Source organism: Burkholderia sp. M6-3 (genome assembly GCF_050858985.1).
GTDB lineage: Bacteria > Pseudomonadota > Gammaproteobacteria > Burkholderiales > Burkholderiaceae > Paraburkholderia > Paraburkholderia caledonica.
Map to the genome: position 1 here is coordinate 42,508 of NZ_CP110093.1, position 25,559 is coordinate 68,066.

Annotated in this window: 16 protein-coding genes and 3 pseudogenes; 7 read left to right on the forward strand and 12 right to left on the reverse strand. The window is 57.6% G+C overall.

Going from position 1 to position 25,559, the window contains the following annotated elements; genetic code table 11:
* Positions 1-1,304 precede the first annotated feature (1,304 nt).
* Positions 1,305-1,473, forward strand: a pseudogene (locus OH764_RS35385) (transposase domain-containing protein); the annotation flags it as partial.
* 36 nt (positions 1,474-1,509) lie between these two features.
* Here the strand turns inward: OH764_RS35385 and OH764_RS35390 are convergent.
* Together OH764_RS35390 and OH764_RS35395 are read right to left on the reverse strand one after the other, a co-directional pair.
* Positions 1,510-1,986: pseudogene (locus tag OH764_RS35390) on the reverse strand (IS66 family transposase); the annotation flags it as partial.
* A 239-nt stretch (positions 1,987-2,225) separates the two neighbouring features.
* Positions 2,226-3,602: a replication initiation protein gene (locus OH764_RS35395; protein WP_498851927.1), complete on the reverse strand. Its 1,377-nt coding sequence runs from the start codon at positions 3,600-3,602 to the stop codon at positions 2,226-2,228.
* Between the two features lie 814 nt (positions 3,603-4,416).
* Here OH764_RS35395 and OH764_RS35400 point away from each other — a divergent pair.
* The 6 genes from OH764_RS35400 (at position 4,417) to OH764_RS35425 (ending at position 14,040) form a co-directional block, all read left to right on the forward strand.
* The gene (locus tag OH764_RS35400; protein ID WP_498851928.1) at positions 4,417-5,625 is read left to right on the forward strand and encodes a ParA family protein; all 1,209 of its coding nucleotides are present in this window, start codon (positions 4,417-4,419) and stop codon (positions 5,623-5,625) included.
* Positions 5,622-6,605, forward strand: a complete 984-nt coding sequence (locus OH764_RS35405) for a ParB/RepB/Spo0J family partition protein (RefSeq protein WP_498851929.1) — start codon at positions 5,622-5,624, stop codon at positions 6,603-6,605. Before OH764_RS35400 ends, OH764_RS35405 begins: the two co-directional genes overlap by 4 nt.
* 2,697 nt (positions 6,606-9,302) lie before the next feature.
* Entirely contained in the window at positions 9,303-9,581 is a 279-nt protein-coding gene (locus OH764_RS35410) for an HU family DNA-binding protein (protein WP_498851930.1), read from the forward strand.
* A 496-nt stretch (positions 9,582-10,077) separates the two neighbouring features.
* A complete protein-coding gene (locus OH764_RS35415; protein WP_498851931.1) occupies positions 10,078-10,356 on the forward strand; it encodes an HU family DNA-binding protein in 279 nt (92 codons plus the stop codon).
* Positions 10,353-11,537 (forward strand): PDDEXK nuclease domain-containing protein, encoded by a 1,185-nt coding sequence (locus tag OH764_RS35420; RefSeq protein WP_498851932.1) that lies wholly within the window; start codon positions 10,353-10,355, stop codon positions 11,535-11,537. The genes OH764_RS35415 and OH764_RS35420 overlap by 4 nt, the downstream gene beginning before the upstream one ends.
* Before the next feature lie 484 nt (positions 11,538-12,021).
* On the forward strand, positions 12,022-14,040 hold the full coding sequence (locus OH764_RS35425) for an ATP-binding protein (protein ID WP_498851933.1): 2,019 nt from the start codon (positions 12,022-12,024) through the stop codon (positions 14,038-14,040).
* A 935-nt stretch (positions 14,041-14,975) separates the two neighbouring features.
* Here the strand turns inward: OH764_RS35425 and OH764_RS35430 are convergent.
* The 10 genes and pseudogenes from OH764_RS35430 to OH764_RS35475 form a co-directional block, all read right to left on the reverse strand.
* Positions 14,976-15,338, reverse strand: a complete 363-nt coding sequence (locus tag OH764_RS35430; RefSeq protein WP_498851934.1) for a hypothetical protein — start codon at positions 15,336-15,338, stop codon at positions 14,976-14,978.
* 523 nt (positions 15,339-15,861) lie between these two features.
* Positions 15,862-16,160: pseudogene (locus OH764_RS35435) on the reverse strand (NADP-dependent oxidoreductase); the annotation flags it as partial.
* A 171-nt stretch (positions 16,161-16,331) separates the two neighbouring features.
* Complete coding sequence (locus OH764_RS35440; RefSeq protein ID WP_498851935.1) at positions 16,332-17,744, reverse strand: MFS transporter; 1,413 nt, start codon at positions 17,742-17,744, stop codon at positions 16,332-16,334.
* 56 nt (positions 17,745-17,800) lie between these two features.
* Positions 17,801-18,784 carry a dihydrodipicolinate synthase family protein gene (locus tag OH764_RS35445; RefSeq protein ID WP_498851936.1) on the reverse strand — a complete coding sequence of 328 codons (984 nt, stop codon included), beginning with the start codon at positions 18,782-18,784 and terminating at the stop codon, positions 17,801-17,803.
* Between the two features lie 413 nt (positions 18,785-19,197).
* A complete protein-coding gene (locus tag OH764_RS35450) occupies positions 19,198-20,088 on the reverse strand; it encodes an intradiol ring-cleavage dioxygenase (RefSeq protein ID WP_498851937.1) in 891 nt (296 codons plus the stop codon).
* A 15-nt stretch (positions 20,089-20,103) separates the two neighbouring features.
* The gene (locus OH764_RS35455) at positions 20,104-21,213 is read right to left on the reverse strand and encodes a maleylacetate reductase (RefSeq protein WP_498851938.1); all 1,110 of its coding nucleotides are present in this window, start codon (positions 21,211-21,213) and stop codon (positions 20,104-20,106) included.
* 19 nt (positions 21,214-21,232) lie between these two features.
* Positions 21,233-22,600: an MFS transporter gene (locus tag OH764_RS35460; RefSeq protein ID WP_498851939.1), complete on the reverse strand. Its 1,368-nt coding sequence runs from the start codon at positions 22,598-22,600 to the stop codon at positions 21,233-21,235.
* A gap of 86 nt (positions 22,601-22,686) precedes the next feature.
* Complete coding sequence (locus OH764_RS35465) at positions 22,687-23,676, reverse strand: amidohydrolase family protein (RefSeq protein WP_498851940.1); 990 nt, start codon at positions 23,674-23,676, stop codon at positions 22,687-22,689.
* Between the two features lie 17 nt (positions 23,677-23,693).
* Positions 23,694-24,929 carry an acyl-CoA dehydrogenase family protein gene (locus OH764_RS35470; protein ID WP_498851941.1) on the reverse strand — a complete coding sequence of 412 codons (1,236 nt, stop codon included), beginning with the start codon at positions 24,927-24,929 and terminating at the stop codon, positions 23,694-23,696.
* A 52-nt stretch (positions 24,930-24,981) separates the two neighbouring features.
* Positions 24,982-25,470: a flavin reductase family protein gene (locus tag OH764_RS35475; RefSeq protein ID WP_498851942.1), complete on the reverse strand. Its 489-nt coding sequence runs from the start codon at positions 25,468-25,470 to the stop codon at positions 24,982-24,984.
* Between the last annotated feature and the right edge of the window lie 89 nt (positions 25,471-25,559).

Here is a 25,559-nt window from a genome sequence, read left to right on the forward strand (position 1 = left end):
TCCCTTTGTGCCGACTCAATTGAATCAGCGCCAGCAGGAAGCTAGTCATGCAAAAGAGGTGTGATTTGCAGCCGCATTAGCGACACGGGATTCGTGCCGCGATTGGGACGAGCCGGCTCACGGTCTTAACCCGGAATGATGGCAAATAATTGAAGCTTTCACGGTCGGGCACCCTGTCCGACCCCGTACAGTGGAGCAGTTTCCGTCGCCAAGCCAGTTCCATAAATTACAAGGTCAGTCACGCTGGGTGCCCCGCTAGGCATTGCCCCTAAGTGACTGATTTTTATGCGTTCTTCGAAGAAATAAGCGCTGGATTGGTCCCAGTGAGACCGTGAGCCGGCTCACGGTCCTATTTCATATCCGGCAACTGTGAGGCGATACGTGAGGCGTATAACGCCATATAGTTACGCGATTTGGAATTAGTTCGCCAGTCTGGCGTGCGGTCGTCAGGCCAACGGCCGCTATAAGCGTCCATTGACGCTAGGAATTTTCCCTCGGAGTAAGGACGCCGACTCGCCGGTTGACGACGCAGCCGCTCAGCGCTTTACGTAACGAGCTACGCAAGCGATTGCGTCCTTGACAGAACTATCGGCACGATAAGATCTGGACGTAAAGAACGGATACATGAGGCCTCGAACATGCAGTACAACTTTAGTGTGCGTCTGATTCCCAACCGGCTGACCGCAGTCTCAATGCACAATCGGCTCCGTGCCGCGAAGGCGCCCGTGGTGGTTATGGGTCGGTTCTATTCGGCAATGATTGAGCGCGGTCTTTGGGTAACGCAAAAGGAGTTGGCCGCTGGACTCGGCGTTTCGACGGCTCACACATCACGGATGTTGGCCGTCGCGCGACTGCCGAAGTCCTGTTGGAGGCAATCGCCGACAAGCGGTTGTCTGCCGCACAAGTGGCCACACTCCACACGCTCATGCGGCAGGTCGGAGAGAAGCTGATCTCGGAGCGCGCCGCAAGTCTTCCGCCTAGAAGCACGACGGCGGACATCTTCGCCTTTCTGACCACGGACAATGTCCTCCGCGTAAGGCCGTGAGCATCAGCGTTGCAAGAGGCAAGAAAGGAGGCAAAAACTACCTCCGCATTGACACGCCAGACTTCGCGAGCGTTGCCTCGCGCGTTAGCGAGATCGAATTGCTCGTGAATGCGCTGTTGGGGATCCGATGACCCGCCCGGCGGTGACGCTGGGATACCTCCGGCCAAGCTCAAAGGATGAGCTGGGTAATCGTCGAGGCGGGCGCGATCCGCGCGACCAATACGGGGGGGCAGGCCGAGAGGTTCGTGGCGAGTCCCTTAGCGGCCGTGAACGCGGGGCTGCTATGTACACTCCGGTTAGTAAAGCGAAGCTGAATGCCCTCGATCCCGGGACCTACCTGCGCCACGTCATCGCTCGCATCGCCGATGCATCCCGTCAATCGCGTCGACGAGCTGTGCCAGGAGTCGGTCGCGTCGCGGTCAAGCTGATCGGCGACGTGCCGGCGCCGTATCACGATGAGTGACGGAACCGAAGTGCAGGAACTTTTTCGGCCGAGAGCGACGGCACGTAAAGCGCGTTCGGCTGCGTTGTTGTCGATTTCCACCGCGCCGTCATCGACGTACAGCGTGAGCGCCACCCACTGACTCAGCGCGTAGTTGATAGCTTTGGCGATATCGCCTTTCTGCGACACCGTACCCAATGTCGAACGCAGCCAGATCTCGAAGGCATCGAGTAGCGGACGAGCCAGCTCCTGCCTGACACGTCTTGTTTGTCCGGCGGCTTGCCGCGACTCGCGGCCTCAAGTGCGTCCAGTTCGCCGATCCGGGGCGCAACTCTTCAGTGTTGACCTCGTTTCTGCGCGCGACGAACAAATCGTGCAACTTGCGGCGCGCGTGTGCGATGCATGCCGCCTCACGCACATCACCACCGTCGTAGACCGCGTCGTACTCCGCGAACGCATTGGCCTGCAAAGTTCCCCCGAAAGCCTTTAGATGGGCTCGTGATAGGCCCGTGCTTGACGTGCCGAACTTCCGCAAGTGACACTTCGCATAGGTCAACTGGAGCAGATCCTCAACCTTTTGCTTGCGACGCGTAACGGCAAGGACTGGATGGGAGGCTTGGTAGCCACCGGGAAAGGACGCACCTGACGCGCACTTATTCGAAAAGCGACACTGCCGAATCAGCGCATCGTCTCGGAAGCAGTCTCTACTTCGGTTTGACAGGAGACCGAAGCATTGCGCTATGTACCCTTGACGTTCTTTGACCTATTGAAAACGTAGCCAGCGAAGCCATCTTTCAAGTCCGGAAACCTCTGGATAATGGGTTCGGACAGATCTGTTACTGGATCAATGCCCAATCGACGCAATGTCAGCTTGCCGGCCGGCGTGCCCTTGTAGTTCCGTCGCCACTCCTCCCGCTGTTTGGGGGTCGCCGCTTCATATGCTTCCCAGCCTCGTCGAATTTCTTCGACCATTCTGTCTTGTGCGTGGACGTCCTGCGCAGCGATTCGCAAAGCCGCGCGGTTTTGGACTTGCTCTTTCAGTTCGAGCTCACGCTTGCCAGTGAGAGCAAGGCTCTCTTGAATCTGAACCATCTGGCGCTCAGCGTCGGAAACGATCCACTGCTCCTTCAACGCCTTCATAAAGAACCCAGCTGGGCTCTTGGATATGTTCCCCAGCTTCAGGCTGAAGCGAGTGCGCTCGATAGCTTGCTCAAGGCGTTCGTCGGTATATTTGTCGCGATCAGCCGCGATCTGATTTAGCTGTGCGCTTGACAGGCCGAACTCCTGCTTAAGCGTTTTGTACAGTGCTTGCGCCTGTTCGTGGGTCTGCAGAACACGTTCTGCCGCCTGTTTCCTTTCAATGCGGAACCTAAGCCGGCCGATCTTCCTGGAGCCCGGTTCATTGCGGGTCTCGTAGGATATTGTCAAATCAGAAACTTCGTTGATCTGCTCCACGGCCGGAGAGAGCCAGTCCCGCTTGAAATACTTGAACTCTTGGGCCTTCGCTCCGATCGCCCCCTGCCATGAGCGCAACTCCTCGAGTTCGAACCAATCCGTGATCGTGTCGTCGGCGTAAGGCAGCAGGCGGTCGTACATAACTCGCGCGTAGCTAAGCGTGAATAGTGACGTTATGCGCAGACTTAGCCAATGAGACTTGCCTGGGCCACGTATTATGCCAATCAGATCCGGAGGGACTCGAAATTGAAAACGCCCGCCTGAGTAGGAGATGCGCCCGATCAACTGCACGGAACCGAAAGGTTTGTCTCCGTCGGCATCTGGCGCGGCGGTCGCTTGGATCAAGGCTCTCTGCGCCTCTGTGATTACCTGCTCGAGGTGAGTATTGTTGCGGCTGGAGTAGCGCATGAGCCATTTAAAATAGTCCAGCTCGACGTCATACAGGTCACGGACCTGATCGTCTTGCGCCACGATAAAGTACGCTGCGTCAATCAGGCGTCGTGCCGCTACACCCAAATCGACGATGCGTATGAGGACGTTCTTTCGCGCGAAACCGACATCCGATCGCGCGGCGTCGACCGGCAGATCCTGCGCATTGGCATCCTCGAACAAGGCTAGGGCCAGTTGCCGGGATGTGGCCACCTGCCCCGCTTTCACCATTCCGCCTCCAGGCCCGTTGTTAAACGATGATTTGGAGCGGTAAGTTACCGACGCCAAGGTGACATGTCAACACAGACTACCTCACCTTAATCTCTCGGCCGGCACAAAACACCTCACCTCATAGGTCGCGTTCACATTTCACTTCACCATTAGAATCCAGAACACCTCACCGAAAGCGCTAATTGTCCTCACCTTCCCGTGGTAAACACGTCACTTTGGCGCTCAATTAACAGCACCTTCGACACAGAATGTCTCACCTCTCGGCCATAAGTCTTTGATTTGCCTAGGGATTCGATCTTCGGTTGTGGTGTGTAGGTCTTGTTTTTAAATAAAAACCTACCACCGGTGCCATTGAGGAACACTGTTGACGAACGGGCGTAACATAAATCGCATTGTTCCCAATTCATTCCACCTACGATGAAATAGGGAGAATTGGTCGCTGGCTTGACTACTGTATGGTTCTTGATAGGTGAGGTGATCTGTGTCGCAGCTTAAATGGCAGTCGAAAACAGCTGTCTTTAGGAAACGCAAGGTGAGGTTTTTTGTGCTTCACTGACGGCATGATCCGATTGTCCAACGCGCAAGTGCGCACCGAGCTGGCCGATCATTGGTCTCCTCCGCCCCGACCTAGGCACGTAACTTACTGAAACAAAAGCGTTGTTTTGTGGCCTTGCAGCTGACCACTTGCGAATTCTGCTGGCTTTTAGATGCGGGAATCAGTATTCTACGGTTCGCGTTGTAATTCTTTAAAACCGTAGAAACGTGCGGCGAGCGTCGGGAAAATCGCTCACCGTCAAATCCATAGGATCGCCGAATGAATCTGAGCGAACTGCCAGGCATTGACCGACGAGTCAAACTCTCCAACCTGGGAGAGTTTGCCGAGCGCTTGTCGGTCATGGCAAACGAACTGCGTGACCAAATTCTGGCGCCGCGACCGCGCAAAACCCCGCCGGTCTTTACAATCGGGGAATTGTCCGAGTTGTGCGGCTTAGACCGCCAGAAAATCAACTACCTAGCAACTAAAGAAGGCGGGGAGTTGCCACCAGGGACGACACTGGGCACCGGTAGAGCGCGTATTTTCTCATTGAAAGATGTGCGAACGTGGGTTCAGCAGGTGTCGGACATCTACCAGACCCCCCTCGTCAGCGGTACCCGAGAACATCGTGGACGGGTCCTTATAACTGCCAATTTCAAGGGCGGCTCATGTAAGACCACGACGACGATGTGTGTCGCTCAGGGCCTGAGCTTACGGGGGCGGAAAATCCTAGTAATCGACTTGGACCCTCAGGCTTCGCTGTCTGAGCTGTGCGGTTTGTACGCGGAGAAAGACGTGACCTGGGAAGATACCGTGCTTCCGTTTATCTACGAGCCGGAAATGGAAGGTGGCCTCGCTTCGAAGGTACAGAGTACGTATTGGGACGGCATAGATGTAATCCCTGCGCACAACTATCTGCACGATGCGGAGTTTCATCTCCCGACTGCCCAGCAAACGAGCCCGGGGTTCGAGTTCTGGTCTGTGTTGCGAAAAGGGATAGAACCACTTCGCGCACAATATGACTACATCATTCTGGACACAGCGCCTTCCCTTTCTTACATGACTCTAAATGGATTGATGGCGGCCGACTCGATGGTGATGCCGCTGGTTCCCGAGAGTCTGGACTTCATATCGTCCGTGTCTTTCTGGTCTCTTTTTGCGGAAGTCGCGCATGGGTTCGTTGAACACGAAGTTGACAAGACCTACGACTTTATATCCGTGCTTCTTTCCCGTGTGGACTACGGAACTACCTCTTCGGCGCCAGTCGTCCGATCTTGGTCCCAGCGGGCGTATGGTGATTGGCTCCATACGATTGAGGTGCCCGCAAGTTCGGTAATGAGCAATGGCGCGCTCGCATTTTCGACGGTATTTGACCTGTCACGGTCTGATGCGGTGGCTAAGACGCTTGCTCGAGTTAAACAGCCATTGTTGGACTATTGCAAGTGGATCGACGACCAGTACGTGACCCAATGGAGGGGCGGGCAATGAGCAACCTTCGCGATCGCATGATGAACAAGACTGCGGAGGTGCGAGCAGCCAAAGATATTCGGCTCGATCCGCAACAGGAAAAGCCGGTGAGTCCGCGGACGGCACCAGGCATGGCTGGTGCGCTAGCGCAGGCACAGCAACGCATCGTCGAACTGGAAAAGACAGGCGCTGCGTCGGAATTGTCGGTCGGCGATATTGTTCCTAACCCGTGGCAACCGCGGCAGTCGTTCAACGACGGGAAACTCCAACAACTCGCGGAATCGATCCGGGAAGCCGGGTTGGTTCAACCGATCGTAGTGCGTCGGGCGGCGCATGGATATCAGATAGTCGCCGGGGAGCGTCGCTGGCGTGCCCACAAGATGATTGGGAGGGAGACGATAAAGGTAGTCATCATCGACATTTCCGATGAAGAGATGGCGACACTGGCTCTCGTTGAAAACGTCGCGCGGGAGGATCTATCCGACTATGAAGTCGCTCGCTCCGTTCGGAGAACAGAAAGCGAGTTTCCGAGCCGCAAGCGAATGGCGGAAGCGTTGGGGCTCTCGCGTTCGGAGCTTTATCGCTACCTGGCGTTTGGCGATCTTCCAGACTTCATCACGAAAGACCTAGATGTCCAACCGCGGCTTATTGGCGCCCACACGGCCGAGGCGATTGTCTCTGCCCTTCGCGGGAAAGACGAACGAGCGCTGGAGATTGCGCGCAGCGCCTGGACGAGGGTCGTAAGCGGAGACCTAGATCAGACAAAGTTGGCCGCTGTTATTCGACAATCCATCGAGCAGGGCAAACACACAGACAAAGGCGTTAGCGACCGGAGCATCGAAAAAATATTCTCTGGCAAGAGTCAGGCGGGGTCTATTACCAAGGATGCAGCCGGTTTCACGGTGAAGATAAAGGCAGGGATGCTCACGGTCGACAAGGAACAGCAAATTCGCGCGCTCATCGCTGATCTGTTCTCAGCGGGAGGTACGGCGCCTGATTGAAGAGACCCTACGGGTGTCCCCATTGGGGACACCCGTAGGGTCCACAGAGGTGTCCCCAATGGGGACACTTTGCCTGCGTTTGGCAGCTTCGCTCGCAGGGGGGCCGTCATCTCGGATACATCGGGCAACGCCCACCACCAGAGCATTCGAACGTCGGCGGACGCGAGCCATCCCCTCTCTTTCCGCCAAGCACGCTACTCCCCTCTGCAACCGTTGTAACGTCACGCGTGTGGGTGGGCCATGTCATTCGCGACTGGATCGCAGTCAGGAGCCATGCTCAGCTCGCAAGAGACGCACGCACGCACGCACGCATAAGCATGGTTGTCTCTGCAGCCCCACCACCTAGCCACACTGCGTGCGGGATGTGCCGATCTCAGGGTCCGTCGCACTTCTCGGCATGGCCGTTAGCTATTCTTTCGCCAAGCTGCCGGCGGAGGGGCGCTTTGAGGCGCATTCACGACAGATCGTTTCCCCCGAACCCTCGCCGCGGTCTTGGGACAGAGCCGGCGCAAAACGCAGATCCAAGAAGAATCGATAGTTTGAGTCTTTGCTATCGATGGTTCACGTTATGCCAAGGATGCCGAACGACGCCTGAAGGCAGTTCGAGCGCCGCCCTCGCCGACTATTGATGCTGGGATAAACATTTCTTTGTCGTGGACACCGCGTGCACGTCTTTCGCGCGCCGTGTGACTTATGTCACGCATCCGACAGGTGAGCCAAGGCACAACCACCGCGCAGGGCGGTTTCAGAAGACGGCGCTTTCAGGGGCCGGTCGCACCCAGACTCAGCGACCGCGGCTTCCGCCCTGAGAGAGCATCGCTGTTGCTAGTATGAGGAGCCGTCGCTCGCTCGTTGGCGTCGATGATTTGGCTGCGGACCCGTTGCGGTTCACATACTTGCAAAGCTGTTTATGTAATCGCATAGTCAGGGACGCAAGTGGCCAACCCATTCCGAGATTCCCGCCGGTCGTGCGACGATGAGACCGGGCAGCGTCTGCATACCTGCTTGTAATCGTCAGCAGCAGTCACTAGACCCCTACCTAAGACTAAACCGCGACCATCGTCTTGCACTCACTCGACGGCTTAATCAAGCCGACGGTCGCGACGCGAAAGGCCTGGTGCGTTTGTGTTCCCGGCCTGCGGTTTATCGCCGCGGCTCTTTCCAATGTCATCGGCGAGCCACCCCGACCTTCCATTGCCATGCGCGCGCGACGACTCGCAGCGAAAAGAGCGATCATTGGGCTTTCGATCAGAACGTGCTCTCGATTCCCACGCGTACGTTGTCGGCGTGACTGCCCACTCGAGCTGTAGTCGGCGCGCTGTCGCCTGCCATAGTGAAGTTACTGCTGCCAGTTCGCCTTCGTTGGCACGGTAGCCAGACGGCACCTCGCGTCGTGGAGTCGCTAGCGTTAGAACGAAGTAATCGGATCGCGAGAAAGCTATCTGGCTCGACGAGGCTTTTGCCACATGCAATCCGGGCGAATCGAAGCAAAAGCCGGGAAGGGCGCGGGACTGGCAATGTTGCGACCTCGGGTCATTTAGTATACCTAATTAAACTTAGTCCGGGGAACTGCCGCGGACTTGTCCCGTGAAACAACCACATTGGTTTAGGTTTTCAATGCAAGTCACTGTTTTTCAAGGGTGTTGCGCGCCGTATGAAAGAGTGTTTCACACAAATTCACCACGCGTGGGGCCGAGGACGCGATCCACGAGAAAAAATTCGGCGGAGGAGTATTAATGACGGTGTGAATCCCCAAATTGTAGCGTCCATTACGTTTTTTGTCGTTTTATTAACAATGGGGCGCATTGGCAGCAATATCAATGACGACCCGGAGTCGTTAGAAGGCCGTTGTTACTGCGCTCGAGAATCCCCGTTAAAACCGCAATCAGCGCGTGCATTCTGCGCTCTGCGGGAGTAACACTCCCTTTGAAGTACGGGGGCTGCGCCCGGAATCGGTTCAGCACCTCGGGCTTGCAAAGCCAGCTCGTGCATTCCGCGCAGCTCTGTCCAATACGTTCCCGTAGGACTCACTTTGTGTACGCACGTCGACCGCTCTGACGCAACTAACGGTCTGGCGACTATGCCTCTCCCTCGACGGCAAGCATCCGTCTGCAAGGATGTGGGCAGAGGCTATACGGACGGTCAACATATGTGGGCAACATTTTGGCCGCGGACACCGCCTTATATCTGTTCTGTCCTACGCGTTACCTCGATCACCGAAAGAGGCCCGCCGTCCAGTCCGACCTGCCGGGGCTGACCGCTGAAGGTTTATGGAGCAGGCGTCAGCTTCCGGGTTCGACGACCGTCACCAGTCCATGCGGTATTTGTCGTCGTTTCCGGGTGCGGGCGCTCTGGCCGATGCGGATGCTGCGCGCGCGGCAGCGATAGGTGGGGAAGGCACCGGTCACCATCACGTCTAACCGCGCAGATGAACCGCTGGGCGGAAGGGCCGTCGGCGCCCGGGTTGAGCGCGGCGACCCCAGATCTAGAGCATTAAATACAGTATTGGTAATAGCAGTTATCAATACTGACTAGCGGCACGCTCGCGCGTTCGTTTCTGGCCGCAGCCGCGATCAGCACGTGCCGGTACATCTTTGCCTTTCGCATCCGGTGGAAACCTGATGCCAGCTGCGGTTGCATGGCGGCGGACCAATGGGGTAGGGTGGCGGCACCGCAAACCTTGAAAAGGAAAGAAACATGAACAAGCAGGAACTGGTGGACGCCGTCGCCGCCGCAACGGGGCAGACCAAGGCGGCCGCCGCGGACGCAATCGACGCCTTCATCGGGACCGTGACGAAGGCGGTCACGAAAGGGGACGCCGTTCAGCTCGTCGGCTTCGGCTCGTTTTCGACCGGGGCACGCGCTGCGCGCGTAGGACCTAATCCTTCTACCGGCGCCGAGATCCAGATCCCTGCGGCGGAGACCGTCAAGTTCACCGCGGGCAAGGCCTTCAAGGATGCGGTCAACGCGAGGTGACAAGTTCGAGATCACGCTGGACCTTGATGCGGGTCCACTGCGCAACATGAGGCGCGAGAACGAGTCAACCCGGGACGGCCGCTGGCACCTGGACGAAAATGGAGGGAATGAAAGTTGTGGCTTTCATACCCTTCGTTTCCGGACATTCATTGACGCCTCAATCGATTTGACGCACACCAGAGTCAGATGCGCCGCCGCGATTGCTCGCCAGCGTGGCCGCTTTTGGCGGTCGCTCTGCTTCCGCGGGGCCAGAGACCCTTTCGCAGGCGCCATGGCACCTGCGACGCAGCTTGGTGCGCTTCGGCCAATCCTGCTAATACGACTTATCAGGATTGAAGCTAATCCGCGTATCCAAAATGTCGCGGTTGATCCGCGCTTGGAACGGCGGAGGCAGGAGCAGTGGCACGGCCTTATGTCCTGTCTAGCTGCACCGATTGCGCGGACGCACGCGGATCGGGTAGGGTGGCGGCATCCATCTCACCCCCAAGGAGCCTCCATGAACAAACAGGAACTCGTTGATGCCGTCGCCCCGAAGACGGGCGCGAGCAAGGCGGCGGCCGCCGAAACGCTCGACGCGCTAATCGGCGCCATCACCACCGCGGTCACGCAGGGCGATACGGTGCAGCTGATCGGCTTCGGCTCGTTTTCGACGGGTCAGCGCGCAGCGCGGACCGGCCGAAATCCCGCCACCGGTGCGGAGATTCAGATTGCTGCCGCAAAGACGGTCAAGTGCACGGCCGGCAAAGCGTTCAAGGATGTCGTCAAAGTGTCATGACGAAGGTGGCGATCGGGCCCGGCGGCTACGCGGGATTGCATAAGGAAGTGGTGAGTGTCGTCGAGTCGGCGCGAAGTGCGGCGGCTCGCAACGTCAACGCGGTGATGACGGCCGCCTACTGGGAGATCGGGCGGCGAATCGTAGCCAGCGAGCAGGGCGGGCAGGCGCGCGCGGGCTATGGACAGGCGCTGATCGCCCGGCTCGCGGATGACCTGACGCGCCGTTTCGGACGCGGATTCGGCAAAGCCAATCTGGCGAGCATGCGGGCTTTCTACCTTGCGTGGCCCGAGGAGCAGATTTTCCAGACGGTGTCTGGAAAATCGGCCACGGCGGGAACTGTCCAGACACTGTCTGGAAAATCTCGGCCGGCGAAAGACGCAGTAGACGCCACGGCAAGGGCGCCCGAATACATGGCGCTCGCCACCCGTTTCACCCTGCCGTGGTCTGCCTATGTGCGACTGCTATCAGTAAAGACGGCGGCCGCGCGCACTTTCTATGAAACGGAGGCGTTGCGCGAAGGCTGGTCGGTGCGCCAGCTCGACCGCCAAGTCAGCAGCCAGCTTTACGAGCGGCTGGCGCTATCGCGCAACAAGGCGGCGCTGCTCAGAAAAGCCGCTGCTGTCCATCCGGGTGAGCTTCTCACGCCTGAGGAGGCGATCCGCGACCCGTTCGTGCTCGAGTTTCTTGATCTGAAAGACGAGTATTCGGAGTCGGACCTCGAGGCGGCGCTGATCCAGCGTCTCACGGACTTCCTGCTCGAGCTTGGCGACGACTTCGCATTTGTCGGCCGGCAGCGACGTCTGCGGATCGACGACACGTGGTTTCGCGTCGATCTGGTGTTCTTCCACCGCCGCCTGCGATGTCTGGTAATCATCGACCTGAAGGTGGGTAAATTCAGCTATGCCGATGCGGGCCAGATGCATCTCTATCTGAATTACGCGCGCGAGCACTGGGTCAAGCCAGGCGAAAATCCGCCGGTCGGGCTGATTCTGTGTGCACACAAAGGCGCGGCAGAGGCGCGGTATGCACTCGAAAACCTGCCGAACAAGATTGTTGCGGCCGAGTACCAGACGGTGCTCCCCGATGAAGCTCTGATCGCCGCCGAGATCGAACGAACCCGTATCGAACTCGAACAGCGTCGGTCGTCGGCCGGTTCCGGGACGGCATCAACGGCAGATTGACGAGAGGTCACCGGCGGCACGTTTTGGCGCCGGCTCGATGCTCTATCGGGATCGGCCTCCATCCGGACATGAATTCCACAGTGCGTCCTTATGACCGCAATCCTGCTAATAACGATTATCAGGATTGAACTAGCTTTCGGACCAACCGCGCGGGGGTGCACGCTCGCGCCGCGTTGCAATCCATCTACCAGCTTCAACGACCGCCGATAAGAACACAGCAAGCAACATCTGCGGCGCATCTCAAACGGCCGGTCTTCGAGCGGCCGCGCGGTACCCCTGCACGAAACCTTCATTTTTGAAGACACTCTTCAGGCTAGTTTCGTCGGGCACGCCGGCCTGGCGCTGCCACGTCTCGAAGCACAAACTCCCGCTTTCCGGTTATACGTACGGTTCGTTCCGTCCACTGTCGCAGACCGCCTGTAGAATGTTGCGAGAACGGAAAAAGCGATGGTCGACACCGACCACAAAACGGGAGAGCAGGGCGATGGTGGCGAAGAAATATGCGGTTAAGGTCGAGCCAGATTTCTTGCAACGGGTCACGCATGCGAAGCCCGTCCCCGCGCTCGCCGAACTCATTTGGAACGCGTTCGACGCCGACGCGACCTCAGTTGAGGTTTCGTTCCAGTACAATGAACTCGGGTCGCTTGACACCATCCTCGTCCGCGACAACGGCGAAGGCCTGCCGCGAGATGTTGCAGAAGCCCGCTTCACCTCGCTCGGCGGATCCTGGAAAAAGTTCAAAACGCACACCGCCAGCGGCAGGCTCCTGCATGGGCAGGAAGGTCGCGGGCGGTTCAAGGCGTTCGCGCTGGGCAACATTGCGGAATGGCTGGTCTGCTATGAGCGTGACGGAAAGCGCTGGTCGTACACAATTCGCATGACGGCGCTCGACATTGGGCATGTGTCCATCGGCGAGGAGGCAGAGGTGGACATCGATTCACCGACCGGCGTGGACCTGACCATCAGCGATCCGGTCAGGGATTTCCGGACTTTCAGCACGGAGGACGGACGTCAGGAGTTGACCGAAATCTTCGCGCTGTACCTGTCCGATTATGAAGCGGCGAAGATCGTCCTTGATGGCACAGCCATCAATCCGGCCACGGCCATCGAAGGACGCAAATCGGTAAACCTGGCCGACATCGAGATCGATGGCAAAGAATACGCGGCGCGCTTGCACATCATTGAGTGGAAGACAGCGGGTGAGCGGGCGCTATACCTATGCAACGAGAAGCGATTCCCGCTCGTTCAAGTCGAGAAGCGCTTCCATATCCTAGGTCGGTTCAAGTTCACCGGCTATGTTTATTCGCCGTACTTTGACCAGGCGCAGAAGGAGGGGAACGTCGATCTCGCAGAGATGCAGCCTGCGATCGTTGCGGCGATCACCGAAGCTCAGCAAGCGATCAAGGATTACTTTCGCACCCGCGCGGCCGAGGAAGCCCGTTCGGTTGTCGAGGAATGGAAGGAGCAGGACGTCTATCCGTTCCCGGGAGAACCGGAGACGCCAGTCGAGAAGGTCGAGCGCCAGGTGTTCGACATTGTGGCGACCAACGTCGCGCGACACTTGCCGGACTTCAAGACCACGCAACCAAAAAACCGGAAGTTCCAACTGCGGATGCTTCGACAGGCGATCGAACGCAGCCCGGAGGACTTGCAGGTCATCATGGAAGAGGTGCTGCTCCTCCCGAAGCGGAAGCGGGAAGAACTGGCGCAACTGCTGCGCGAAACCTCGTTGTCGTCGATCATCAGCGCTGCCAAGGTCGTGGCCGACCGCATCAAGTTTCTCAACGGGCTCGAGGCTGTGCTCTTCGACGCCGAGCCCAAGAAGCGTTTGAAAGAACGCACGCAGTTGCACAAGATCATCGCGCAGAACACATGGTTGTTTGGCGAGGAGTTCAGCCTGTCGGTCAACGATCAGTCGCTGACCGCAGCGCTGATCGAGCACAAGAAGGAACTGAAGACAGAGGTTGTGATCGACGAACCGGTAAAGCACGTCTATCAGAAGCAGGGCATTCTGGACCTGATGCTCTCAAAGGCGACGAAGCGACACCGCGCCAACCAGTTGACGCATCTGGTCGTCGAACTGAAAGCGCCCAAGGTCAAGATCGGTCACGAGGAGGTGACGCAGATCCAAGGCTACGCGTTCTCGGTCATGGACGACCCGCGCTTTTCGAAGGTTGGCGTCACATGGAACTTCTGGGTGATCAGCGACGAACTGACCCCCTACGTCGAGAAGTTAGTGGGCGAATCGGGCATCCTCCACAAGAATCCGGACACAGACCTGACCATCTATGCGAAGACGTGGGCGCAGATCCTCGACGAGAATCGTGCGCGCATGAAGTTTTTCCAGGACAGCCTGCAAATCGAGGTGGACAAGCCAGCGGCGCTCAAATATTTGCAGGAGCAGTACGCAGCTTACCTCGAAGGGGTGTTCGAGGTGGACGATTCAGAGGATGTGGAAGACGGAACGGATCCAGAAGCGGACGCGGAAGACGCCGCCGCTTGATCACTCTGAGCGCGAGCGGCTTCGATTTCGGCACGGCGGCGCTCTTCCAGAGCTGTTCTGGTTAGTGACTACGATCGAAAGGTGGTCAGCGCCCGTGGATATCCGTCGCGCTGTACCGCCTCGCGGAGGTCGACGGCGCGTCCGATTCCCTTTTTCTGCGGTGCCCCGATGTCTCACTCGACGCTGACGATTCGCTGTCGCTACACCAGGCTGACGCGAGCAGCGCAAGGGTCGCGACGAGGCCAAGCACGCAAGCGAGCGCAACTCCGCCGGAAAGCACACTAGACATCCCGCGCCAGTCTTTTCTTCCGACCCGATAAGCGGCTTCATGCCCTACCGAAGAAATGATGCTAACGCCAACCGACGCCACGAATACAAATACCGCGGAGCCGATTCCGCCGGCTGCGATGGCGCGCACCGATCCGGCCGAGCACGATGGTATCGATCGCGACGCTCGCGGCGACGGGAACCTCCATCGCCGCGAGAGGAACAGACAAGCGTAATAGTTGCGCTGCGCGTTTCGGGAGGAAGGTCACTTGCGATGGACTGTTCGATGGAATGATTCCGCTGCGCAGGAAATGTGCCCTATCGTCGCCCCCGTTGCGCCATTGGCAGTCTGCTCGCCCCAAAAGTATAGTATGGCCTGCTCGTACGGTGAGGATTTGGCTCGTTCGGACGACACCTCGACTAGCTGAAAAGTGATGCCTTTGCGCGAAAAGCCTCAGGTACCCGACGCTTCCACCAGCCGGGGGCAGCCTGTCCCTACGGCATGCACCGTGCGACGTGTGGTGCGAGTGAACTGGCAGTTACTGGCTGATCCAGAGGCGGACGCCGTTGGAACCATCATAGGCCCGATTCTGGCCCCTTCGGAATTGACAGTCGGTGTTGAAGGCTCGGTCGTTGTCTAGTCGTTGCATCGCATTCACGTCTCAGCGCTAGATGCTGCGAACGCCCGCATCAACAAGCTTTTTTTGGCAAACCTTGAAAACTAGATAAAGCGGTAGCCAGGCACAGCCAACCATAACTACCAAACCATAAAATCCCGCCCACTCACGCATACTATGGCGGTGGCCCGGATCATTAAAGTACACGATAGCTTCCTTGAAGACGTCGCTCAACTCGGCCGATAGAAAGAACAGTGTTGCTGCCACAAAGAGGAGCAGCGCACTTGAGACGAAGATCGAAAGCCCTGACGACTGCTTCTGTTTGCCGGCGCTCGGTGACGACGTCTTTGATGGAGGGTGCGAAACAGATCCGCTTGGGTGCGCCCCGTCGTGGCGTCCATAGTTGTGTCTCATACTTGCACTGCTCCCAGTCATGCTGCAAGAGAAGCGCAAGCCGCGTTGTTACCTCACTGAGAACCTCGTGCCTTTTGTCGAGAGAGCAATCAGCTAGTCGCATCACCGTAGATACAATCTGTTCGTCCTCAACCTCGAACGGGTTGAGCAGAAGCTTTAGCGTGTGCGCGCTCCGGCGGATGCGGAAGCGGTCAACGGTTTCAACCGCGTGCGCTAGCTCATCTGCAACCTCGCGAACGTGTGCTCGCGGTTTCGTTCGTTCTTTGGTGATGTTATCTGCGCGCGCGCGGCGAACAACAAGTGTGAACGCAACGAGTGCGGTCACGCACGCGGCGGACAGCCCGGTTGCAAGACATTCAAGTAGGGAGAGGCTCATGATTGTTTGAGTTAGATCGTCATCGACCGAAATGGCACAAAAGAAAGGCTATCCGCCGCTGGCTGTCTCGTTGTGTTTTTCCGCCGGCGGCTGAACCTTTCCCGACGCGGTTTACGAACTGCGAACTCGAATTTCCTGCGAGGGCGTCTATGGTTCATTGCCATGCCCCGCAGGTGCGGAGACCACATCAATCACTGCACGAACCTGTTCTGACTTGAGGAGTTTGCCAATTTCCGAGAGCTGGGTTCCATCAGGGCGTACGAAGAGAAATGGACACGTCACAACCCGCGTGTTGGCAAGCCGCATGATCTTGCGGCTCATTAGCCCGAACACCGCGAGACTGAAGGTCAGCCCGCGAGCACGGCGAATGCTGCGTCCGGCGCCCCGATGAGAGACACAACCTTGCTCCCCGGTTTAAGGACGCCTATGGATTTTTCAATCGCATCACGATCTGTTTTCATGATCGCCCTCAAAAATGCGTTTATTTGATTGTGCATGAAACAGCTGCAATATTAACTTGAATCAGCTTTGTGTTCTGAAATAGCGAGTCTGGTCTCAACCATACGTAAGCGCCGCCGTGCGAGGCAAAAGGCCCAGAAACCATCGGCCCAGTGTGCTCAAGGCGACAATTCTTCAAGTGATCTGTTGGCCGTTTCGGTGATCGCGAAGGAAGCGGCGAGGCCAAGCAAGCTTATGAAACAATAAAGGCCAAACACGTGGGTGACCTGCTGGCCGCCCATGAGCTTTCCAACAAAAAGAGGACCGATCACGGCCGCCACGCGCTGCCAGGCGGTCGCCACGCTCGTACCAAATGCGCGGAACCGCGTGGGATAGCACTCCGGGGTGTAGACATAAAGTGCGAGTGCGGTGGTGTTGATGAAGAAGTAACTCGCCGATGCGAGGATTACAACGAGCCAGAGGCTTGTGGCCTTGGCGGTGAGCAGCAGCGTCAAGGCACCGAAAGCAAAAGCGCCCTTGAACCACATACGTCGGCCGGACCAGTCGATAAGCAACGCGCAGCACACTGTTCCGAGAAGGCCTGCAACGTTGGTCACCAATCCGAAGAGCAACGCTTCGTTGACTGGCACCGAGTACACGGTCGTGTAGATGGTGGGAAGCCAGCTGACAAGCCCGTACACTACGAAAGCCGAAGAGAACCAGAGCGACCAGATCACGAGCGTCCTTCTTCGATAGAATCGGGACAGAATCTCAAGCTTTACAGGTTTCGGCGCGCCAGCCGGGGCATTCCCGGCAGATGGCGTGGATGGGCGAGAGGTGGGGCTGGTGCCCGCTACGCTCACTACATCCGCGCTCGAAGACAAGGATGCAGCCTCGATAGTCACAATGACGGCTTCCGCCTCAGCTAGTTTCCCCTTATTAATCATCCAACGCGGTGATTCGGGCAGCAGACGGGTCATGAAGAGCGTAAGGATAGCGGGCAGACCGCCCACGAGGAACATATAGCGCCAGCCGTATGTAGGCACCAACCAAGTGCCGAGCAAGCCGGCAAACACGATTCCGACGGGAAATATAATCTCGTACAGCAGAATGAAACGGCCGCGCTTATGTGACTTCGTCAGTTCGTTGACGTACGTCGCAGCCACGGGCACTTCCCCGCCGAGCCCGATTCCCTGGACGGCGCGTAGCATCATGAGCACGGCAGCGCTATTTGTAAATGCGCAAAGAACGCTTGCAATGGAAAACAACGCCACGCTTATAGTGATGGTCGGAATTCGGCCAATTCTCTCAGCGAGCGCACCAAACACGAAAGCGCCGACGAACTGTCCTGCAAATCCTGCTGAAATCAACAGGCCTGCCTGTGCAGTGGTCAAATGCCAGTCACGCATCAACGCGGGCAACACAAATGCCAGAGCAAGAATGTCGAACGCATCAAAGAACGTCGCGACACCAACAATCATACGGGTGCGAACGTGCCACATAGACGTCGGAATACGTTCAAGCCGTGCCAGCAAGCCGTCTGCGGTAGCAGGGATACTGCTGCCCGGGATTTCGTCAATAGAGAAGCGCATGGTGTTCCAAATGAGCAAAACGGTCGGCTGTGACCGACCGTTGGTTGGAGGCTGCCTTAAGCTGCTACTGCTTGCTTCTCTGCTTCGATGACCGACAAACCGAGCGCGAGCAACAAGGAGCGAATGGTTAATACCTCTTCCTCGCGCGGCTCTGGCATCGGAGGGCGCATGCGAGGATGCGAAGTCAGGCCGCGCAGCCAGCTAGCGACCTTGTAACGCACGTGGACACGGCCCCATTCTGCGAAGATGTATTCATGCAAAGCGGCGAGGCCACTGTCCCAAATCTCCCTGGCGCGCTTCAAGTCGCCGCGCTGCCACGCCTGCAAGTGCTCAAGCATGGGCTCCATTGCATAGCACCAGCAGCCGGAGACAGTTCCGTCCATTTGCCCTGTGGCTTGTGCTTCGTGGAAGAAATGCGCCGGCGCTCCCATGATTCCGACATCGGTCTGTTCGCGAAGCGCACGGGCGATCACGCGATAACCGTCGTAGCTGTACGTCATTTTCCAGCCGATGATATTTGGAACCTCTTTACAAATCTTGAGGGTCGGTTCCAGCGGAAGACCGATTCCGAACTTCGGCGAAGGGGGCGCGATGGGATGCGTCATGATCGGCAAGTCGACGGCACGGTCTTGCTCTTTGATTTGGTCGAGCCAGACCTCGGGATACTTGCTCGCGTCCCAGCTATACGTGATGTCCATCGCGCCACCGGGCGGAATGACGAAGATCCCGTCCACGCCCATCGCTTTCGCGTCGCGGGTCACGTCGAGCAAATCGGCGGTCGATGACCCATACAGCCCGGCAAACACCGGCATCGCGCCGTTGCTTTCTTCCAGAACGATTTCGATGGCTCTCTGTTTCTCCTTGCGATCAAGGTAGAACACTTCTCCTGCTTCGGGGTTGACGATCAGCCCACCGACTTTCGCGAAATCATGGTCGACGAAGTATCGCGTCAATTTCCTCAAACCGTTCTCATCGATTGTGTAGTCGGGATTGGTCGGTAGAACCATCGCGGTGTAGTAACGCTTCGCAAGATCGTGCATCTATTGCCTCCGTTGTTTTGGTCGAGATACCGGTCCCGCTGTACGGGGAAACCAGCTGCGACTGAGCATTTACGATAGTTGCGTTTGCAAATGAGTAAAAGTGGCGTTTACCCTTTTTGAGCGCTGCAAAGGCCACCACGCCACTTATCAGTACAACGAAACGGCTGGCAGAAGGCAACCGCGCCATTTCGGTACGTTTAGCTTTCGTGCTGACGATTCGATTTACTAACTGAGGTTGCGAAAGATAGATGGACTATGTGCAGTGGCGCCTTGCGGACCGAACCGGTGAATACGTCCGCGGGCTCGATGTATTCGAACTGAGCAACGGAAGGTGGATGTAAAAAGCGACGGTCTCCCAACACGGCCCAGAAGGCAAGAGACCGCCGCAAACGGGGACTTAACTAATGCAATTTCTATGCTGAACGCTTAAGGACGAAGTCCTGTTCGACCGACCAGAACGGAGCAGTAAAGCCAAGCGACTGAGCCTCTGTTGCGTCTGAGTTGCTCTTGAAGTCGCCAATCAGGCTGTCTTTGACACCGAACACCGTGTCTTCGGCCAAGTAGGGGCAGTCTGGCGAGAAGATATGCGTGATGACCGTATCGAAACCATCCGCTGTCACGATAAAGTGAATATGAGCGGCCCGGTTTGGGTGGCGTCCGAGTTGGCTCAAAAGCTTTCCCACCGGCCCGTCGGACGGAATAGGGTAGTCGCGCGGCTTGACAGACCGGAACCAGAAGCACCCGTTGGCATCGGTCGCAAATTTTCCGCGCAGATTTCCCTCAGGTTGGATTCCTTGCTGCTGCACGTCGTAAAAACCGTCATCGTTGGTCTGCCAAACGTCGATGATTGCTCCGGCAACGGGAGTTCCGTCCGTATCTTTTACGGACGCGCGGACGACCAGTGGTTCACCCTTTCCATCCTTGCAGATATTTGTGCCGTTCTCGGAAAAGCCAATGCCTTCTACAAAGAATGGTCCCAGAATAGTGTTCTCCGTGGCTTTCCCGGGACGCCGGTGGTTGATTGCGTCGACCAGCATTGAAACGCCGAGCACGTCGGACAGCAGGATGAATTCCTGTCGCCAGTCGGTGCACCTATGGCCGGTATCGGTCAAGAATTTGATAGCGGCCAGCCACTCTTCATGGCTGGGTTCGATTTCCTTGACGGCGGCGTGGAGGTGCCGAACGACTGTCTCCGCAATCTGGCGAGTACGCGCGTCGACATTCGGGCCGATGCGCGCGTTGACAATCTCGGCGGAGTCCTCCTCGCGAAAAAGGGGAAACTTGCGTTGCACTTTAGTGGTCATGATTTGGTTCCTAAATCACGCGTCAGTGGCGTCTGAGGCGCTTTGCGGAGGCAGTCCTAGATGAGCGCGATTGAGCAGTTCGCGCAGAGCCTGACGCTCAAGGGGGCGAGGATTCCAATAAGCATTCGAAAGCGTCAACTCGACCGCCTTCTCGACACCTTCTTCGGGCATCCCGATAACCGCGAGTGATGTCGGCGCACCCACCGCGATGTTGACTTCGTACAGGGCGCGAGCGGCATCTGGGACCTGCAATGCCCGAGACAACCGCTCCATTACCTCAGGAATTGACGGAGCGTTGTAGGCGAGGGCGTGGGGCAATATCACCGCATGAGTCTCCGCGTGTGGCAAATTGAAACTGCCGCCCAGTGTGTGACAAAGCTTGTGATGCAAGGCCATGCCGACCGAGCCCAGGCACATTCCGGCGAGCCAAGCGCCGTACAACGCCTGGCTGCGTGCGGCGACGTTCTTCGGCTCCGACCGGATGACAGGCAGAGCGCGCACCAATGCGCGGATGCTCTCGATCGCGAGAGCACTGATGACGGGGTTCGCATCTTTTGCGTATAGCGCTTCGACTGAGTGCGCAATCGCGTTCATTCCACTCACGCCTGAAATGCCGACTGGAAGATCCAGAGTGAGGTCAACGTCGTAAATCACGCTCTCGGGAAGAACCTTGTGGGACCGTTGCGTGACCTTGATACCGTCCTGCGTTTCGCCGAGAATCGGTGTCATTTCCGACCCAGCGTAAGTCGTGGGCAACACGACCTGCGGCAAGTCGGTACGCAAGGCAATAGCTTTTGACAGACCGGTTGTGGAACCGCCCCCGATAGCAATAATGCCATCAACCTTCAGCGCGTGGACCAATTCGAGTGCTTCCTCGGTCACGGCTACCGGGGTATGCATTTGCGCTCCGCCATACGTACAGACGTGGCGGTCTTCAAGTTTCTCGGCAATGTCCTCAGCAATTTTGTTATGCGGAGAACCGTGTAGGATGAGAGCACGTGAGATACCGAGCCGATGAACCTCGGCGCTCACATGCTCAATTGCACCACTGCCGAATGTCACGCGACTCGGCAAGCTGTCGTAGACGAACGGTGCCAAAGTGTCGAGAGAAACGTCTGTCATCATAGTTCCGGAAGAGTGCGGTCTAAACTGTGCGCGCGGATGCGTCGGCGCTTGCGACGTCGGATGCCGTAGACCGGTCCTTCGCGCGGCTCACAGCGAACAGGATGCTGATCGCAGCTGCCGCCGCTGCGATGCACATCGCAACGAGCATTGCATTTTGACCACCGAAGTGCTGCTGCAAGGCGCCACCAATAAACGGCCCCAAGATCGCGCCGAGGCGGCCCACTCCAAGCTCCATGCCGACTGCGGTCGCTCGCAAGCTAGTGTCGTAAGAAGCAGCCGTAAAGTTGTTGAGAACGAACTGCGCACCGATGATGCAAAAGCCAGCCATCGCGGTGCAGACAACGTTCGTCAGGTGATCGTGGAAGAAGACGAGACTCAGAATCGCCGCCGCTCCAGCAAGCCACCACAAACACAGCCAAGTCCGAGATGCGCCACGCTTGTCGACAATATGGCCACAGACCAGACCACCGACGAAGGACATGATCTGCATCAAAGCGCCAAATCCAAAACTGCTCGCGAAGCTCTCTCCTCGGTTGAGCATCAGCGTTGGGATCCACGCCGACAGACCGAAGATGCAGAACAGGCTTAAGAAGCTCGTCACCCAGATGGAAAAAGACAGTCTGCGATATTGGTCATTCAGTAGCGCGGAAAGTGGGGCGCGTGTAGGAGTTCGTGGAACCGAGATTTCGGCATCGCGGTAAAGCCCCACTCTTTCCGGACGAAGCTCCGACAGAAAATTGCGAAGCGCGTCGGTTTTGCCGCGCAACAACGAGAACTTTGGCGATTCGGGCAGGTACAAATGGACAAACGGAATCAGTAACACCGAGAGCGAGCCGATGAAGTACAGTCCGCGCCAGCCCGTACGGGGTGTGATAAAAACGCCCACGAGTCCTGCGGCAGCGCCGCCCAGCGCCCAGCCCAATGCGACTCCCCACAATGCAAACCGATTCGCCGCTCGGCGTGGTGCCAATTCGTTGATATAGGTGGTCGAAAGGGGCAGCAAGACGCCAAGACCTAATCCAGTCAACACCCGAAGCACACAGAAGCTCTGGAAAGAGTTCGCTGTCAATGCCGTTGACAACGAAAAAACCGTGGTAATCCATAAACCAGCGATCAGGGTGCTTCTTCGCCCGATACGGTCAGCGAGCATTCCGTGCGAGGCCGCGCCACAGAGGAAGCCGATCAAACCGCTCGAGACCAGCATTCCAGCCTGTTGCAGCGTCAAGCCCCAAGGACCGCGCACGTAGTGGATGACGTACGCCGGATTGAAGGTGTCGTATCCGTCAAATAGCGTGAGAAGGGCGAGAATGGTACCCAGCCGAATGTGTAGCTTACCTATACTCGCTTCTGCCAACTCTTCCTGTACGTCAATGACTGTCGATTGCATGGTGTCTCGCTCCGTATCTAAGCCGGGCACCGGTCGATCTCGTACGTCGACCGTGCGCACCGGAACATTCGGTCAGATTGGTAGGGTCAGCTTTCGAACTTGAACAGTCGCTCGGCGTTGGTGCGACCAATCTTCACTCGATCGTTGTCGCTGATAGACGCGGAATCGAACCAGTGAGCGGCATGGTCGACGTTTTCGAACGGCCAGTCAGCGGAGAAGAGGATGCGATCAGAGCCAATCTCGAGCATGGCGTCGACGAGCGTCTGCGTGCGGAAGTTGCCCGACGTCGTGAGCCAGAAATTTGCATGGAAATATTCAGCGATTGGTTTCTTCGCCGGATAATTCGGAGCAGTCTTGACCCACGCGTTCCGGTTGTCGACGCGCCACATGCTGTAGGGCAGACCCTCGCCCATATGTCCGAGAATGATCTTCAGGTCCGGATATTCATCGAACAGACCGGATCCCATCAGACGCAGCGCGTGAACGGCCGTCTCTTGACCGAAGGCCCACGTGGGTCCGAGCAGCCAGGGGTGACCATCGTAGATCGGCGCGTGCGCGGGCAGCGGGTTGCGAGGGTGCAGATAGAACGGCACATCGAGACGTTCAACCGTCTCCCAGAAGGGTCGGTACTGCGGCAGGTCGTAGTAGAGGATCTCGTCAGTCTCGCTCTGGGAGAATCCGTTGACCAGCGCGCCGACGAATCCGAGCTCCGCAATACAACGCTCGAGTTCTCTGGTCGCAAGTTCCGGCGACTGCATAGGAAGTGCTGCAAAGCCTTTGAACCGGTCCGGGCGCTTCGCAATCTGTTCCGCAAGATAGTCGTTAGCGCGTTTGGACAGCTCGTAGGCTGCTTTCGAATTCGGAATTGCCTGAACCGTCGGAGCGTTCAGAGAAAGAATCATCAACTCGATTCCGTTTTCGTCCATCTCTCGAATGCGTCGGTCGTGCAAATCGAGCAGGCGATGTTCAAGTTCGTCCCAGTACGAACCGGGCACAAAGCCGGCTGAGTCCTGGACCGTTTCCTCAATCGCAAAGTGCTCTTCGAGAGCGATTTTCCGTTCTGCCTTGAAAGCCATTTCCAACTCCGATACGCTTAATATTGCCCTTTCGGGTCCAGTCCAAGGGCCATCTGGCCGTACATCGTGCCAACGGTGTCCCAGTTCATGCTGATGTGGCGACCCACCGCGTTCGAATCACGCCAGGCACGCTGCACCGGATGGGAAAGGTCCAGGCCCTGGCCTCCAGTCGACGCGTTCAGCGCCTCAGTCGCGCGGATGGCCAGCGATACGGAGAACGCCTGGCCGCGACGGCTCGTGATGCGCTCTTCGACCGTGATATCGCGGCCTTCATTCACGGTCGCCTCCCGCTCGCGCAGGTCGGAAAGAAGGACCTTCTTTGCAGCGTCACAGCTCGCGGCAGCTTCGGCGACGCGCAACTGAATGGTGGGGAACTCGGCCATTTTGTTCGCGGCCCCGGAGACGGCGCCGCGTGTTACGCGGCGGCTGGTACGCTCCAGATAGTCTTCCAAAGCACCGTGAGCGGCACCGACGGCGACCGACGCTAGACACGAGGGAATCGCGCTGAGCATCGGAACGGAAAAACCGGGGTGGTGCGCGTACAGCCGCGCGCCTGGCGTCTTGCCGCTCGTTGTCTCGGAGAACATCAACGCGCGATGTGCCGGAACGAAAACCTTGTCCAGAATCAGCGTCTTGCTACCGGTTCCGGCCAATCCGACGACGTGCCACGTGTCTTCGATCAAGTAGTCCGTCGAAGGAACGAGCAAGAATGCAGGCGCTGGCGCTGCACGGTCGCCGCCTGCAGGTAGCACTGCCGAACACAATGACCATTGGGCACATTCGCATCCGCTTGCGAAGCTCCATCGACCGCTGATGACGTAGCCACCGTCTACCGCCTCAGCCTGGCACGCCGGAGCATATGAACCACACACGAGAGCGTCGGGATTAGGATCCCAAACGTCGTGCTGAGCTTGTTCGGGAAAACCCGCGACGAGCCATTGATGCGCGGCAAGCAGTCCCGCCACCCAGGCTGTAGAGGCACACCACTTGGCCAAGTCGATGTTCAAATCAACGAGGCTAGAGAAATCGTATTCGTAGCCACCGAAAGCACGCGGCTTAACGACGTTGAAGTATCCGGCGGCGCGCAGTTCCTCGATGCTCTCCATCGGGACGCGGCGGTTCGCCTCAACATGCGCGGCACGATTAATCAAGGTGCGGCTCAACGATGTAATACGGCTGCGAAGCTCTTCGACGCTGGGCCGGTCAGCGGCAGGGGCCTGGATAGCTTGAACTTCTCTTTCTTCAACGATCATGGTGTCACCTCCAAGGGGTTGTCAGTAGCCACCTCGCGGCGGCGATCTCGCATCAGCAGTAGGTCGCGTTGCGATAAAGAAGTGGTTTGTCGTCCTCGGTCAACCGCACGTCTGTAACGGTTCCGATGAAAATCGTGTGCGTTCCAAACGGAAGTGCGGCGACTTTCTGACAAAAAACATTGGCTTGTGCGTCGGCCAGGAAATCCACATCATTCGCACGCTGCCAGTTGCCGACTGCGAACCGCTCATCGGGAGACGCCTTGCCGCTAAACATGGTCGAGACCGTTGATTGATCGTGACGAAGTACGTTGATGCAGAAGTCCTTGGCCGTATGAAGGATGTCGTGCAGGAACGTCGCCTGGTTAACGCAGACAATCATTGAGGGCGGGTTCATCGACAGCGAGCTTACGGCTGTCATCGTCATACCGTGCCGGCGGTATCCGTCTGCCGCCGTCACGATGGTCACGGTCGAGGCGATACGGCGCATCGCTGCGCGAAAGGATTCGCCGATTTCCGGTTGGGTGAACGGCAGGGCATTCATGTTGTCTCCTGGTTAAAGTAGGCATTCGCGCCTCTTGGGAATTACTATAGTTGCAGACGCAAATGTTGACAATGAAAATAATCCAGATG

Coding starts and splice junctions, on each gene's coding strand:
- OH764_RS35470 (WP_498851941.1), bottom strand. CDS start 24,929: ATGATCGTTGAAGAAAGAGAAGTTCAAGCTATCCAGGCCCCTGCCGCT.
- OH764_RS35460 (WP_498851939.1), bottom strand. CDS start 22,600: ATGCAATCGACAGTCATTGACGTACAGGAAGAGTTGGCAGAAGCGAGT.
- OH764_RS35440 (WP_498851935.1), bottom strand. CDS start 17,744: ATGCGCTTCTCTATTGACGAAATCCCGGGCAGCAGTATCCCTGCTACC.
- OH764_RS35475 (WP_498851942.1), bottom strand. CDS start 25,470: ATGAATGCCCTGCCGTTCACCCAACCGGAAATCGGCGAATCCTTTCGC.
- OH764_RS35450 (WP_498851937.1), bottom strand. CDS start 20,088: ATGACCACTAAAGTGCAACGCAAGTTTCCCCTTTTTCGCGAGGAGGAC.
- OH764_RS35405 (WP_498851929.1), top strand. CDS start 5,622: ATGAGCAACCTTCGCGATCGCATGATGAACAAGACTGCGGAGGTGCGA.
- OH764_RS35425 (WP_498851933.1), top strand. CDS start 12,022: ATGGTGGCGAAGAAATATGCGGTTAAGGTCGAGCCAGATTTCTTGCAA.
- OH764_RS35395 (WP_498851927.1), bottom strand. CDS start 3,602: ATGGTGAAAGCGGGGCAGGTGGCCACATCCCGGCAACTGGCCCTAGCC.
- OH764_RS35410 (WP_498851930.1), top strand. CDS start 9,303: ATGAACAAGCAGGAACTGGTGGACGCCGTCGCCGCCGCAACGGGGCAG.
- OH764_RS35455 (WP_498851938.1), bottom strand. CDS start 21,213: ATGATGACAGACGTTTCTCTCGACACTTTGGCACCGTTCGTCTACGAC.
- OH764_RS35400 (WP_498851928.1), top strand. CDS start 4,417: ATGAATCTGAGCGAACTGCCAGGCATTGACCGACGAGTCAAACTCTCC.
- OH764_RS35420 (WP_498851932.1), top strand. CDS start 10,353: ATGACGAAGGTGGCGATCGGGCCCGGCGGCTACGCGGGATTGCATAAG.
- OH764_RS35465 (WP_498851940.1), bottom strand. CDS start 23,676: ATGGCTTTCAAGGCAGAACGGAAAATCGCTCTCGAAGAGCACTTTGCG.
- OH764_RS35415 (WP_498851931.1), top strand. CDS start 10,078: ATGAACAAACAGGAACTCGTTGATGCCGTCGCCCCGAAGACGGGCGCG.
- OH764_RS35445 (WP_498851936.1), bottom strand. CDS start 18,784: ATGCACGATCTTGCGAAGCGTTACTACACCGCGATGGTTCTACCGACC.
- OH764_RS35430 (WP_498851934.1), bottom strand. CDS start 15,338: ATGAGACACAACTATGGACGCCACGACGGGGCGCACCCAAGCGGATCT.